Origin of the sequence: Paractinoplanes rishiriensis (genome assembly GCF_016862375.1) — a bacterium.
GTDB lineage: Bacteria > Actinomycetota > Actinomycetes > Mycobacteriales > Micromonosporaceae > Actinoplanes > Actinoplanes rishiriensis.
On the sequence record NZ_BOMV01000083.1, the window covers coordinates 96,970 to 111,027 of the forward strand.

Here is a 14,058-nt window from a genome sequence, read left to right on the forward strand (position 1 = left end):
CCCACCACCGCGCGCCCGCGGAGGTTCAGCGCGCAGAAGCAGCAGGCCGAAAGCCGAAAGAAGGGGCCGGGCGTTGTGCAACCTATACAAGATCGGCGCGACGCCGGCGGGTGCGCGGCGGGGAAACGGGGGCGGCGGGAACGCGGGCGCAGCCGGGGATGCGGGCGCGGGCCGGGAAACGGTGCGGGCGGGATGCGGGCGGGGCGCGGCCGGGAATTAAGCGGCCAAGCGGAAGATGACCAGGTTCGGGTGCTCCTCGCGGGTCACACCCAGGCCGTCCAGCGGCCTGGTGAACGTCTCGGGGGGCACCTGGTCGTCGCTGTGGCCCTGGCGCAGGGCGATCACCGTGCGGATGCCGCGGTCTCGCAAGTAGGTCACGCTGGCGGCGTCCGGGAAGGACTTGGTGGCGGCACGCAGCTGTTCGAGGCTGGGCGGGATCATGCCGGTGGAGCCGTTGGCCATCGTCGGGAAGCCGTCGGTGGACCAGAGCATCGCCAGTTCGTCGTCGAGTTTGTTGCTTGGCAGGACCAGCAGGGGCTGTTGCACCGATTTCAGCGCGATCGGTGGCCTGGGCACCTCGACGAAGTTGGCGTCCTGGACGCCCTCCAGCAGGACCAGGGCGGTCGGGACCAGCAGGGCCAATGTGACCAGCGAGCGCCTCGCCTTTTCGGCTATCGCGGTCAGCAGGCCGGCCGCCAGCAGGGCCAGCAGCAGCGACACCCAGAGCACCAGGCGGCCGGGGGTACGGATCGCGTTCCAGCCGGGCAGCCAGTGGTGCAGCATCTGGTACGGGTAGTTCTCCGGCGCCCGCATGCCCATGCCGACCCAGGCGAACGCCGCGACGGCCAGCAGGATCAGCAACCGGTGCCGGCACGACCAGGACGACACCAGCAGGCCGATCACGGCCAGGCCGGCCAGGAAGAACCCGGGCAGGCTCCACGACTCGTTGTGGCCCTGGGTGGCCATCACGTCGCGCAGCCCGAAGTTGTTGCCCCACAACCACTGCGGCTCGGGGGCCGTGAGGAACTGGCGGTAGTCGCCGGAGAAGGAGTTGACTTCTTCGAGCGTACGGGCGCTGTTGGGGTATGCCTTGTTGACCTCGAGATAGGGCAACGCCATGAGCACCGTCACGGTCAGGAAAATCACAACGCCGGTGACGTCGAGCCAGAGCAGACGCTTCGGGAACGGCGGGCGGCGCCGCAGCCAGCAGACGAACGCGATCAGGGTGAGTGTGCCCAGCACGTAGCCGAACGGCAGGCCCAGCCCGAAGCCGAGGCTGATCTGCCAGGCCGTCACCAGCCACCCGCACAGGGCCCAGCCGGGACGGACGCGTTGCGGCCGGTAGCCGTGCCGCAGCGAGTAGCCGTGCCCGCGGGCCAGCATGGCCAGGGCCAGCGCGATGCCGCCGATCGACAGGATGTTGAGGTGCGACAGGTGTCCGTAGCGCCACGGCGAGTAGGCGAACGCGGCGCCCGCCACCAGCGCGCCCACCGGCGCCGCGCCCAACTGCCGGGCCAGCAGGTACGCCCCGAACGCGGCGAGCGCGAACACCAGCAGGAACAGGATGTTGTAGCGCAGGACGGCGGCCTCGAAGCCGGATCCGATCAGGCCGGCCGGCAGGTAGCCGAGCAGCGAGTCGGACCAGGCGAAGGACAGCGTCTCGCCGTAGTGGGCGTTGGTCTGCCAGAGCCGGCCCGGGTCGTTGGTGACCGCCCAGGCGCTCCACGCGACCTGCCAGGCCTGCAGCGACGGGTCCCAGAAGTCGGAGGCGAAGTGGCTGGCCGGGTGCTTCATCAGCGGCCAGGTCATGCCGACGGCCAGTGCGACCGAGCCGACCGCGGCGAGCAGGCACTCGACGACGAGCCGCCGCCGGCGCGGTGCGGCCGCCGGGCGCACGGCTGCCGCCGGCCGATCCAGTGTGTCTTGGTTGCCCACGAACTGCTCTCCCCCGTGCCCGTGCCGACAGCGACGGGGATCATACGGTGCCCGATCGCCGAGCCGACAGCGGCCCGGCCGGAGACGGGCTGATGAGCGTCGCTGCCTGCTGCTACCGTGCGCGTCGTGAGTGATGCATCTTCCTCGAATCCGTCGGAACGCAAACAGGACGGCTGGCCCGCGCCCGACGGCAGCCAGCCGTCGCAGGACAGCACGCCCACGGCGGCGTGGAATGCCAACTCGACTCCGCACCAGCAGTGGAATCAGGCGGTCTCCAGCCCGCCGGCCTCCCCCGCGGCGCCGTCGTCGGGCGCCGGTCCGCAGCCGCCGCAGTGGGACACGCCGACCCAGCAGGCGTACTGGAATCAGCCCTCCGGCGCCTGGGCCTCGACGCCCACCTCGGTGCCGCCCGGCGCTCCCCACTCCGGCGCCCCGCACTCCGGCGCCCCGCACTCCGGCGCCGGCTGGGGCCAGCCCACCCAGTTCCCCGGCGAGGTCATCCCGCAGTACCAGCCGCGCATCGAGCCGACCCCGCCCAAGGGCCGCAGCCCGGTGCTGCCGCTGCTGCTGGGCGTGCTGATCGGTGCCGTGGTGGCCGGTGCGGGCGGTTTCTTCCTGGGTTCGGCGACCGGTTCCGGCGAGCCCTCCCCCGAGACCAGCACGGCGCCGGCGGCCGCGGTGCCGCTGTTCGACAGCGTCCAGGCCGCGGCCAACAAGGCCAAGCTCGACGGCGAGCTGGCCGGGCTGGCCGGCCCGTGGCTGACCTCGGCGATGGGCGACTGCGTGTCCAACGTCGACAAGGATGCGCCGGATCTCCCCGGTGACCAGAGCCGCCACGTCACCTGCCGGTACGGCTCGGCCTGGATCCACTTCATGGTCTACCAGGACGCCGACAAGAAGTCGGCCGCCCGCAACTACCGCCAGCAGCTCAACCTCAACTCGGACGAGGTGACGCCGGGCGTGCAGGACCCGAGCCGCACCACCGGCGGGGTCAGCGGGGCGCAGGGCAAGATGATCGAGTATTCGTTCCGCCTGGACGACGGGCGCTCGCTGTGCGGCATCTCGTGGGAGCGCGACGAGGACCCGCTCGCCGCGTTGATGATCGAGGCGCACTGCGAGGAGGCCCTGGGCGGCAAGTGGGAGCCGCTACGGGACCTCTGGCAGCGGCACAGCTGAGCGGGCCGGCGTGCGCGTGACGCCGCTGACGGCCGCCGTCGAGGCGAGCCGGCGGTGGTGGGAGCAACTGCGGGACAAATGGCCCCGCACCGGCGAGGAGGAGCCGCCGTCGATCTCGCGGCGGGCCGTGCTGACCGGCGGCGGTGCCCTGGTGCTCGGTGCGGGCGTCACCGGCGCCGCCACCGGTTACTACGCGGCCGACGGCACCGCGCCGGGCGACGGCTCCACGATCGACGTCCGCCGGTTCGGCGCGGTCGGCGACGGCCGGACCGACGACACCGACGCCCTGCAGGGCGCCCTGGACGCGGCCCGGCCGAACGGCGGTCTGGTCTACCTCCCGGCCGGCACCTACTCGACCCGCAAGCTGCGGTTGTATTCGCGGGTGCACCTGCGTGGCGCCGGCGGCGACGCGACCATCCTCAAGCTGCGCGACGGGGCCAACAGCGCGATCATCGAGTCCGACGGCTTCGACAAGCTCACCGGCACCGACGGCACCGGCGGGGCGAGCGCGTTCAGCATCCGTGACCTCACCCTCGACGGCAACAAGGCCAAAAATCCCGAGGGCGGGTACGGGCTGCGCCTCTACGGCTACGGATACGAGCTGTCCGAGGTGATCATCTTCAACTGCCGGCAGGACGGCCTCTACAGCGAGTGGAGCGGTGCGTCCGGCCTGCCGTACCCGTCGCACCAGATGGAGGCCCGGATCACCGCGATCCGGTCGCACCACAACGACGGCGACGGCCTGAACTTCAACGGCCCGCACGACTCGATGTTCGTGAACTGCCTGGCGTTCGAGAACAAGGGCATCGGCTTCCGGATGGCCGGTGAGAGCCACGGCTCCTCGATGGTCAACTGCCATGGCTGGGGTGTCGCCCAGGTCGTGTCGTTCCACCTGGCCGCGCTCAGCGTGGGCTGCGTGAACTGCTACGCCGACCTGAACGGCGGGGTGGGCGTCCGGATCACCCGCAACGGCTGCCGCTGGGTCGGCGGGATCGTGCTGGGCGCCAACCACGTGGGCAACCGGCGCGAGATCGGCGTCCAGTTCGTGCCCGGCCCGACCAGCGGCGAACCGAGCGGCTGCGTGGTCGACACCAAGATCCAGAATTGCCGGACCGCGGCGATCGACTTCGGCAGCGACGCCGGCCGCTCGCACGTCCGGGCCTACCTGACCCAGCCCGGCGGCAAAGGCTGGATCGGCAAGCCGCACCCCACCACCCGGGTCGAGGTCGTCGAGAGCCTCGCCGACGTCCACAAGAACCTGGTGGTGTCGCCGGCCTTCGAGTTGCGGGCCCAGGAGATCCCGGGCCCGCCCGGCGAGTCGTCGGTACGCGTCTTCGCCCGCACCGTGGACGGCGCCACCCAGCTGGTCGCGCAGTTTCCCAACGGCGACATCAAGGTGCTGGCCGCCGAGTAGGTAGGTCCGGTCAGCCGGCGGCGAGCCGCTTGATGGCCTCGGTGTCGTCCTTGCGGACCGCCTCGTACAGGCTCTTGGCCTTGGTGTTGTCGGGCAGGACGACGCTCTGGTTGCCGATGCGGCCGGTGCCCTTGACCGGGCTGGTGAAGAAGTCGAGGTTTTCGCTGCGCAGGTGGCGCAGGGACATGGCCATGTCGATCATGTTGAGGTTCTTGTCGACGCTGACCGTGTTGGTGGTGGCCTGCAGGAAGCTGTTGAGCTTGGCCGGGCTGGACAGCATGCCGCCGGACGAGGCCTTGTCGAGGATGGCCTTGATCACCTGCTGCTGGTGCCGGATGCGGGCGAAGTCGCCGTCCTTGAAGGCGTAGCGCTCGCGGGCGTAGTCGAGGGCGGCGGCGCCGTCCATCTTCTGCAGGCCCTTCTCGAAGCGCCGGGTGCTGTTGGCGTTCAGCGAGTGGGTCGACGTGAAGCTCGTCTCGACATCGATCTCGACGCCGCCCAGGGCGTCCACGATCTCCTTGAAGCCGGCGAAGTCGACGAGCGCCACGTGGTCGATGCGCACCTTGGTGTATTCCTCGACGGTCTGCACCATCAGCGGCACCCCGCCCCAGGCGAACGACGCGTTGATCTTCGAGTCGACGTTGCCGTGCCGGCCGTCGGCCGACCTGGGGACGTGCACCCAGGTGTCGCGCGGGATCGAGATCAGCTGCGCGGCCGACCGGTCCTTGTTGAGGTGCATCACGATGATCGTGTCGCTGCGCGAGCCGCCGTCGTTCTCCGGGTCGCGGGAGTCGCTGCCGAGCAGCAGGAAGTTGGTGGCCTCGCCGGCCGCCGCCTCCTTCTGCGGGCGGCTCGCCTCGGGCACCTGGGTGAACGCGTCGACGCGTTCGACGTTGCCCTCGACGTTGCGCAGGTAGACGCCGGCCGAGACCAGGCCGATGCCGAGCAGGATCAGCGGTACCAGGACCACGCCCAGCACGATCTTGGCGCGGCGGGACATCTTCTTCTTCCGCTTGGGCGCGGCGTGTGCACCCGGTGTGATCTCGTCGCTGGGCAGGCCGATTACCTCGGTGGCTTCGCGGTCATGAATCGGCTGTCTCGTGCGCATGGCTGAGATGGTAGCGACGGCCGCAACTCGTCATCGACCCGTTTCGTTGCCGCCGGATGTCCAACGTGAAGTTGTGATGAACGGTACGCCGGAGCAACTGTGAGCATACTTTACGAATGCCCGGATTGGGCACGTCGCTAAATCCCTCGATGTATGCAAAACAGTCGGAGAACCGACATAGGTCGATGGACAACTCGACCGTAAGTCCGGTGGTGCTCATTGACGACAGGCTCTAACATTCCGCCTCGATCGCGCTAGATGAGTCGCGTTCACAGCACGGGGGAAACGTGATGGTGCAGACCGGTTCAACCACAGGACGCACGAGCGGCGGCCCGGACAAACAGGGTGACGACCGGGTCGCAAAACCCGCCGTCCCCGCACCGCGACCAGCGCCGGAAGGCAACGCGGAGCCGCCCACCGAGCGGATCCTGATCGAGGGCACCTCGAAGTCCACGGTGGTCCTGCCGTACATTCCGTCGGCCTCCGCGGCCAAGACCCGGCCGCTGCGCGCCTGGATGCTCGCGCTGCCGGTCGACCTGGCCGCCCTGCTTGCACCGATCGCCTGGAGCCAGCAGTACTGGAAGGCCACGGTGGCAGTGGCGTTGCTCACGGTCGGCGCATTCGCCGTCGGCGGGCTCTACCGTGCCCGGCGTCACATGAGCGTGCTCGACGAACTGCCCAGCATCTACTTCCGCTTCCTGGCGGCCACCGCGGCGGTGGCCATCGTGGTCGCGGCGCGGCACGAGTCGTTCAACTACATCGACGGTTTTCTGCGGCTGGCCGCGGTCTCCGCGGTCCTGCTGCTGCCGGCCCGCGCGTTCAGCCGGATCGCCGTGCTGATGGCCCGGCGCCGGCGCTGGGTCGAGCACAGCGCGATCATCGTGGGCGGCGGCCCGATCGCCATCGAGCTGGCCCGGCTGCTGCGCCGCTACCCGCAGTACGGCCTGCGTTTCGCCGGATTCGTCGACGTGCCGTCCACCGCGCACATCGGCCGGGAGAGCTCGCCGCTGGTCGGCCACATCGAGCAGCTCCAGCAGCTGGTCCGCTACACCGAGTGCGACGTGGTGATCATCGCGGACATCGACTGCCCGGAGGACCGCCTGCTGCGGGCGGTGCGCGCGCCCGGCATGGAGAACACCGACCTGTGGATGGTGCCGCGACTGCGCGAGTTCCCCGGCACGGTCGGCTCGCCCGACCACATCGGCGCGATTCCCGTGGTGCCGCTGCGCCGGGCCAACCTTTCCGGTCCGAAGTGGGCGGTCAAGCGTACGTCCGATGTGATTTTTGCTTCTGTTGCTCTTTTCCTGCTCAGCCCGATCCTGCTGGTCTGCGCGGTCGGCACCTTCTTCGAGGGCGGCAAGGGCATCATCTTCCGCCAGCAGCGGATCGGCCGGTACGGCGAGCCGTTCAGCCTGATGAAGTTCCGCTCGATGCGGCCGGTCGACGACACCGAGTCGCAGACCAACTGGAACATCGGGCACGACCCGCGGGTGGGCCCGTTCGGCAAGTTCATGCGGCGGACGTCGCTGGACGAGCTGCCGCAGCTGTGGAACATCCTGCGCGGCGACATGACGGTCGTCGGCCCGCGGCCCGAGCGCCCGTACTTCGTGGACCGCTTCTCGGTGGACTATCCGGAGTACGCGATGCGCCACCGGGTGCCGGTCGGGCTCACCGGCCTGGCCCAGGTCAGCGGCCTGCGCGGGGACACCCCGATCTCGGACCGCGCGCGCTTCGACAACTACTACATCGAGAACTGGTCACTGTGGCTTGATGTAAAGGTTGTGCTGCGGACCGTGAGCGAGGTCTTCCGCGGCGGCGGTCGCTGACATTCACTGTGCCGTATGGCTAAAACACGGCTCATTTCCCTACTACTCGTCGCCGCGCTCGCCGTCACCACGGCGGCGTGCGGCGACGACAACCCTGAGGGGGCCGCACCGGGCGGACCCGACCAGGTCAAGGTCGGCGTCATCCCGATTCTCGACGTGGCGCCCATCTATCTCGGCAAGGAGCAGGGCTTCTTCGCCAAGCAGAACATCGAGCTGACCATGGAACAGGCACAGGGCGGCGCGGCGATCGTGCCCGCGGTGGTCAGCGGCCAATACCAGTTCGGTTTCAGCAACGTGGCCTCGCTGCTGCTCGGCACGGCGCGCAACGTGCCGGTCAAGGTGGTGGCGAACGGGGTGAACTCCACCTCGGACAAGGCCAAGGACTTCGGCATGCTGGTCGTCAAGGACCCGGCGATCACCTCGGCCAAGCAGCTCGAGGGCAAGACGGTGGCCACCAACACGCTGCGGAACATCGTGCACCTCTCGGTCAACGAGATCGTCCGGCAGGCGGGCGGCGACCCGGCCAAGGTGAAGTTCGTCGAGGTGCCCTTCCCGGACATGGCGGCGGCCCTGGAATCGGACCGGGTGCAGGCGATGTTCGTGGTCGAACCGTTCCTGTCGGCCGGCCTGTCCAAGGGCTGGAAGACGATCGGCGCGCTGGCCGACGTGGCGCCGAACCTGTGCGTGGCGGTCTACTTCGCCTCGACGCAGACCATCACCGGCAACCCGGACCTGGTCAAGCGGTTCACCACGGCGATGCAGGAATCGCTCGCGTACGCGAATGCCAATCCCGACGCGGTCCGCACGGCCGTCACGACCTACACCACGATCAAGGCGGAGGCAGCGGCGAAGCTCACCCTGCCGAAGTGGCCCAGTGAGATCGACAGGCCGTCCATCGACCGGACCAACCAGCTGCTGGTTACGGACGGTTTCCTGCCGGCACCGGCCGACACCGGCAAGCTGCTCCCCTAGTTCTACAGCGCGGCCGCCGCGGCGCGGCCGGCCTGGCGTCCGGAGAAGATGCACCCGCCGAGGAAGGTGCCCTCCAGCGAGCGGTAACCGTGCACCCCACCACCGCCGAAACCGGACACCTCGCCGGCCGCGTACAGGCCCGGAATCGCCGCGCCGGCGGCGTTCAGCACCCGGCCCTGCAGGTCGGTCTGCAGGCCACCGAGGGTCTTCCGGGTCAGGATATTGAGCCGTACGGCGACCAGGGGTCCCGCGCTCGGGTCGAGGATCTTGTGGGCCGCGGCCGTCCGGCTGAGCGAGTCACCCGGGTAGGACAGCGCGTTCCGGATGCCCATGACCTGGGCGTCCTTGCTGTACGAGTTGTCCATCTCGCGGTCCCGGGCGTCGATCTGGCGCTTCAGGTCGGCCAGGTTGATCAGGTTGTTCCCGGCGATCCGGTTCATCCCGCTGACCAGCTCGGGCAGTGTGGTGGCCTGGACGAAGTCGGCGCCGTACCGCTGGAACCGCTGCACCGGCTCGGGGGTCTGCCAGATCCGGGTCAGCAGCTTCCACACGTTCTTTTCGGTGAGGTCCGGGTTCTGTTCCGAACCGGACAGCGCGAACTCCTTGTCCACGATCTTCTGGGTACTGACGAACCACGAGTAGTCGTAGCCGGACGCGGTGATCGAGCCCAGCGTGTGCAGGGTGTCGTAGCCCGGCCAGTCCGGGGCGCGGAACCGCTTGCCGGTCGCGTCGAACCACATCGACGACGGCCCGGGCAGGATCCGGATGCCGTGGCCCGGCCAGATCGGCTCGTAGTTGCGCAGGCCCTCGGTGTAGTGCCACATCCGGTCCGGGTTCACGAGGCGGGCGCCGGCCGTCTGGGTGATCCCCAGCATCCGGCCGTCCACGTGCGCCGGCACACCGGTGATCATCGTCCGGGGCGCGGGCCCGAGCCGGGCCGGCCAGTTCTGCCGGATCAGGTCGTGGTTCGCGCCGATCCCGCCCGACGTGACGATCACGACCGGGGCGCTGAGTTCAAAATTCCCGGCGACCGTACGCGAGCTGGGCTTGCCGCGGGCCACCGTGCTGGGCTCGAGGACCGCACCGCGTACGCCGGTCACGGCTCCGCCGGTCTTGACGATCTCGTCGACCCGGTGCCGGAACTTGAGGACGACCTTACCGGCGGCCACACCCTCGCGCACCTTCTTCTCGAACGGCTCGACCACCGCGGGCCCGGTCCCCCAGGTCACGTGGAAGCGCGGCACCGAGTTGCCATGCCCGTCGCCGAGGCCGCCGCCGCGTTCGGCCCACCCCACGAAGGGGAACCACTGCATGCCGAGTCCGGCCAGCCAGGACCTTTTCTCACCCGAGGCAAAATCCACGTACGCCTGGGCCCAGCGGTACGCCCAGTAGTCCTGCCCGCCCGGGGTGTCGATGCCCCGGTCGAACCCGGCGGTGCCGAGCCAGTCCTGCCAGGCCAGGTCGCGCGAGTCCTTGACGCCCATCAGCCGCTGCTCCGCCGAGTCGACGAAGAACAGCCCGCCGAACGACCAGAAGGCCTGCCCGCCGAGGCCGGACTCCGGTTCCTGGTCGAGCAGCACCACGGTCTTGCCGGCGGCCACCAGCTCGGACGTGGCCACCAGTCCCGCCAGCCCGCCGCCGACCACGATCGCATCAGCACCGGCAGCCGCCGCAGCGCCGAAGACCGGAGTGGCAACCTGACTGACAGCCGCACCGGCGGCCGCCGCGGCAAGCGCGGCACGTCGGCTGATCCGTGGCGTTCCCATCCGGCCTCCAAACGTGAGAATTCTTCGCACCGATGCAACCAGAGCGCTTGGTCGCCGCGATAGTCGGCCATCTCCAAACGCCTTCACCCCCGTTGTGCCCGGCAGCCACCACCCCGGCACTCCATCCGCCGCCCGCCACCCCGCTCCTCCACGCCTGCTCCCCGCCGCCCTCACCCACGGCCCTCCACCCCGGCTCCCCCGCCGCCTCACCCCCCACCCTCAACCCCGGCTCCCTGCCGCCTCACCGCCGTCCTTCCCCCTCCCAACCCGTCCCTTTCATCCGCCAGGTGTGATGGCGCGGACATCGCGGGCGCCAAGACTGGCGCCATGTTTCGGGTTTTCTTGCGGGTTGATGCCGTACGCCGTTCGGCGCAGCGCCTGGCCGGGTTGGGTGTCGTGGCCGGGGTGCTGCTGTTTGGTGCGGGCTGCCAGGACGGGGGCGGCGAGGTCGCGCTGCCATCCGAGCGCCCGACGATCGAGCGGACCGTGGCGCCCACCGCGACCGCGACGCCGACCGAGACCGAGACCAGCCGCTCGCCGCGGCCGTCCCGGGAGACACCGACGCGCACGACCGAACCGACCAAGGCCGAGACAACCCGGGCCGAGACCACCCAGCCCGAACCCACCAAGGCCGAACCGACCAAGGCCGAACCCACGCAGCAGCCGACCCAGGCCGAGCCGCCCCGGATCGAGGTGACCAAGGTCGAGGTGACTGTGACGCCCACCGCCGCACCCACCCCGACGCCGACCCCGCAGGAGTCAGCCGTGGCGGCCTCGTCCAGCACCGGTATCGGCAGTGGTTGGTGGCTGCTCATTCTGCTGCTGCTCGTCGGGGCGACGCTCGTGGGCGTGACGGTGGCCAACCGCAACAAGCGCAAGTCCGCCTGGGAGACCGAGTCGTGGGAGCTGGCCGACCGCACCCGGGTCGCCACGTCCGTACGCCTGCCGCCGGTGTTGAGCACGCGGGCCGCCGCCGAACGGGCGCTGGTGTGGCCGCCGCTGCGATCGGACCTGATGGAGCTGGCCGGCCGGTGGGGAGTGCTGGCGGCCGGGGCCGCCGACGAGTACCGGCGGGACGAGACCGTCCGGGTCGGCAACCTGCTCCAGGACCTGGTCGCGGCCGTCGACGCGGAGAGCCAGGCGCTGGCCACCGGCCGCGAATGGCAGTTGCTGCGCCCCCGGGTGATCGACCTGGAGCAGTTGGTGGTCAGTGCGCTGGCCAACTTCCAGCAACCGCAGCCGGCCGCCGACCCGCTGGCCTGAGCATCACCGGCCTGAGCATCACCGGCCTGAGCATCACCGGCCTGAGCTCACCGGTAGGGGTCGGTCAGCTCGCGGAGCCGGGTCAGGTGCTGCCGGAGCTGGGCGATGCGCTGCCGCCCCAGGTGTTCGGCCCACTCGGCCTCGACCTCGGCGACGATGGCCGCGGCGACCGGCGTCGCGGCCGCACCCCGGGACGCCACCCGCACCAGCCGGGCCCGGGCGTCGCTGGGGTCGGCGACCCGCTCCACGTATCCGGCACGTTCCAGCTGGTCGACGAGGAACCCGGCGGACTGCTTGGTGATCTGCGCCTGCTCGGCAAGCTCGGTGATCCGGCTGCCCTCCGGAGCGATGCGCTGGAAAACCCGCGCCTGCGCCGGCGTGAAGTCGTCAAACCCGGCCTCCGCAAGGCCCGCGAAGACCCGGCCCTCCATGGCCCGATACGGGATGAACAGCAGCAAACCCAGGTTGAGCCCCTCGTCACCCGCCACGCGTACCTCCTTGATTTAGTCAGTGTCTCTTACTAGTTTAGTCAGAGACACTGACGATATCAGCGGGAGGCGTCATGAACCGTGAGCAGAGCTGGCAGGCGATCACCGGCCTGCGGCTCACCCTGGCCGACCTGCTGGACGACCTGGACGCCGCAGACTGGGAGACCCCGTCGCTGTGCGAGGGCTGGCGCATCCGCGACGTAGCAGCACACGTCGCCATGGCTCCGCAGCCGCCCGGCGTGGGCACCATGCTGTCCGCCGCGGTTCGAGCCCACGGCCGTTTCCACCGCCTGAACCACCAGTTGGCAGTACGCCACGCCAGCACCCGCTCCCCCGCCCGCTTGGCGGCCGACCTGCGCGACCAGGCAGCGTCACGACGCCTCCCCGTCGTGACCAACCACCGGAACATCCTGCTGGACGTCCAGGTGCACGGCCACGACATAGCCATCCCGCTGGGCCGCAGCTTCCCGGTGCCACCCGAAGCGGCCGTGGCCGCAGCCACCCGGGCATGGACCATGGGCTGGCCGTTCTGGTCCCGCCACCGCCTGCGCGGCCTGCACCTGACAGCAACCGACACCACCTGGACAGCCGGCCACGGCAAACCGGTAACCGGCCCGATCAACGCGTTGGTGCTGCTGCTGACCGGCCGCCCGGAAGCAGCCGCCCCCATGCTGACCGGCTACACACCCCAGCCCCCAACATCAGCCCGAGCCAAGGGCTGACCCACCCTCCTCCTTCCTTCGCCTCCGGAAGCGCAGCCCACGATCCGCAGTTTGCACGCACGAGACCGGCGCCGGGGGCCGCCACAGCCCCGCGAGCGATGCCGTGAGGCGAGCCGCTCCCCACGCGGAGTTGGCGTAAACGGCCCGCTTGCCGCGAGGCCCAGCCTGCCAACACCGGCGGATTCGCCGATTAACGCCCGCCGGGATCGCCGAGCCGGAGTGGACCGTGCGATTTCGGCAGGCCGGGACCGGCGCGACCCTGGTGAATGCTCGCGGCAACCGCCACCGCGGCCCTCGGCCGGTGGTGCCGCTGATCAGTCGGGCCTGCGCCGTCGCCGTGGCTCGCCTATGCGGGGTGGCTCCGCCGCTTCCCGGCTCCTGGTGATGGCATGGTGCATCCGGTCGGAATGGCGGCGCACCAAACCTGCGGCCCGGCGGCGTTCGTGGTCGCGGCGGAATTGCTCGCGCCCGGGAGAATAGTTTCGTGCGGCGGTCCGGTCGCGCATTTTGGACAGTTCAGTGGAGGAAAACAACTGTAGCTGCGGCATGTATTTATTATCGCTCGGGCGACGTGCGACGCGTCAGTAATCGATCATGCCAAATTGTGGATCGATGTCGTCTTCGCGGAGCGGATCGACACTATGTCGATCTGCCCAGCGAGACGAGGCGAGACGAGGCGAGGCCAGGCCAGGCCGGGCCAGGCCAGGCCGGGCCAGGCCGGGCCGGGCCTCAAGGGACGCGGGCCTTGGATAAACGACGCCTTCCGCTTCGGCAGCGAGGGCCGGGGTTTGCGGACGCCAATTCCGGGTTCAGCTGGCCGTGGTGGCCGGGATTCAGCGGGACGGGAAACGCAAATGGTCGCGGAAACCAGAGGATCAGGCACGCTGGGATCGTAGATGTGCAGGTGATAGAAGCGGGTTTCAATGGTGCGGAAGCATTATTGATCGCTCAGCTGATTGCGCAGCTGCTCGATGGCTCGGTCGACCTGGTGTTCGTCGTAGCCGCGCAGGCTGTAGCCGAACTCCGGGTTGCTGAGCGCGTCGCGTGCTGCGGCGCGCTCTGCCGGGTCGTCGCTTTCCAGCGCGGCGGCGGCTCGGGCCATCAGATCGTCGACCTCGGTGCGGAAGTAGCCGCGCAGGACGATCGTGAAGGGCATCGCGGCCACCGAGCCGCCGTCGAGCAGGTGGCGGCGCTGGGCTATCGCGCCGTCGACCTCCTGCCGGTCGTAGCCGCGGAAGGTCACCGCGGGACGGGTGTCGCGGAGCGCGTCGCGAGCCGCGGCTCGCTGGAACTCGCTGTCGCCGGCCAGGGCCTCGTCGGCGCGGGCCAGCAACCCGTCGACCTGTGCCCGGTCATAGCCGCGAAGCACCACCGTGAATGCCATGGGC

11 protein-coding genes are annotated in these 14,058 nt (G+C 69.9%); 6 read left to right on the forward strand and 5 right to left on the reverse strand.

What is annotated here, in order from left to right; genetic code table 11:
- Positions 1–216 precede the first annotated feature (216 nt).
- Positions 217–1,935: a hypothetical protein gene (locus tag Ari01nite_RS39685; RefSeq protein WP_203788377.1), complete on the reverse strand. Its 1,719-nt coding sequence runs from the start codon at positions 1,933–1,935 to the stop codon at positions 217–219.
- 126 nt (positions 1,936–2,061) lie between these two features.
- Between Ari01nite_RS39685 and Ari01nite_RS39690 the strand changes: the two genes are divergently transcribed.
- Together Ari01nite_RS39690 and Ari01nite_RS39695 are read left to right on the forward strand one after the other, a co-directional pair.
- On the forward strand, positions 2,062–3,111 hold the full coding sequence (locus tag Ari01nite_RS39690; RefSeq protein WP_203788379.1) for a hypothetical protein: 1,050 nt from the start codon (positions 2,062–2,064) through the stop codon (positions 3,109–3,111).
- A 16-nt stretch (positions 3,112–3,127) separates the two neighbouring features.
- Positions 3,128–4,525 carry a glycoside hydrolase family 55 protein gene (locus tag Ari01nite_RS39695; RefSeq protein ID WP_239163412.1) on the forward strand — a complete coding sequence of 466 codons (1,398 nt, stop codon included), beginning with the start codon at positions 3,128–3,130 and terminating at the stop codon, positions 4,523–4,525.
- A 10-nt stretch (positions 4,526–4,535) separates the two neighbouring features.
- Here the strand turns inward: Ari01nite_RS39695 and Ari01nite_RS39700 are convergent, their stop codons facing one another.
- The gene (locus Ari01nite_RS39700; RefSeq protein ID WP_438872276.1) at positions 4,536–5,633 is read right to left on the reverse strand and encodes an LCP family protein; all 1,098 of its coding nucleotides are present in this window, start codon (positions 5,631–5,633) and stop codon (positions 4,536–4,538) included.
- A 515-nt stretch (positions 5,634–6,148) separates the two neighbouring features.
- Here Ari01nite_RS39700 and Ari01nite_RS39705 point away from each other — a divergent pair.
- Positions 6,149–7,459, forward strand: coding sequence for a sugar transferase (locus tag Ari01nite_RS39705; RefSeq protein WP_203788476.1), 1,311 nt, complete (start codon positions 6,149–6,151; stop codon positions 7,457–7,459).
- 15 nt (positions 7,460–7,474) lie between these two features.
- Positions 7,475–8,431, forward strand: a complete 957-nt coding sequence (locus Ari01nite_RS39710; RefSeq protein WP_203788381.1) for an ABC transporter substrate-binding protein — start codon at positions 7,475–7,477, stop codon at positions 8,429–8,431.
- 2 nt (positions 8,432–8,433) lie between these two features.
- Here the strand turns inward: Ari01nite_RS39710 and Ari01nite_RS39715 are convergent, their stop codons facing one another.
- A complete protein-coding gene (locus Ari01nite_RS39715; protein WP_203788383.1) occupies positions 8,434–10,197 on the reverse strand; it encodes an FAD-binding dehydrogenase in 1,764 nt (587 codons plus the stop codon).
- Positions 10,198–10,524: 327 nt separating this feature from the next.
- Between Ari01nite_RS39715 and Ari01nite_RS39720 the strand changes: the two genes are divergently transcribed.
- On the forward strand, positions 10,525–11,460 hold the full coding sequence (locus Ari01nite_RS39720; protein WP_203788385.1) for a hypothetical protein: 936 nt from the start codon (positions 10,525–10,527) through the stop codon (positions 11,458–11,460).
- A 47-nt stretch (positions 11,461–11,507) separates the two neighbouring features.
- Here Ari01nite_RS39720 and Ari01nite_RS39725 read toward each other — a convergent pair whose 3' ends face one another.
- Positions 11,508–11,948 carry a MarR family winged helix-turn-helix transcriptional regulator gene (locus tag Ari01nite_RS39725; protein ID WP_203788387.1) on the reverse strand — a complete coding sequence of 147 codons (441 nt, stop codon included), beginning with the start codon at positions 11,946–11,948 and terminating at the stop codon, positions 11,508–11,510.
- Positions 11,949–12,022: 74 nt separating this feature from the next.
- Between Ari01nite_RS39725 and Ari01nite_RS39730 the strand changes: the two genes are divergently transcribed.
- Positions 12,023–12,670 carry a maleylpyruvate isomerase family mycothiol-dependent enzyme gene (locus Ari01nite_RS39730; protein ID WP_203788389.1) on the forward strand — a complete coding sequence of 216 codons (648 nt, stop codon included), beginning with the start codon at positions 12,023–12,025 and terminating at the stop codon, positions 12,668–12,670.
- Positions 12,671–13,607: 937 nt separating this feature from the next.
- Here the strand turns inward: Ari01nite_RS39730 and Ari01nite_RS39735 are convergent.
- The gene (locus Ari01nite_RS39735; RefSeq protein WP_203788391.1) at positions 13,608–14,054 is read right to left on the reverse strand and encodes a hypothetical protein; all 447 of its coding nucleotides are present in this window, start codon (positions 14,052–14,054) and stop codon (positions 13,608–13,610) included.
- Positions 14,055–14,058: the final 4 nt, after the last annotated feature.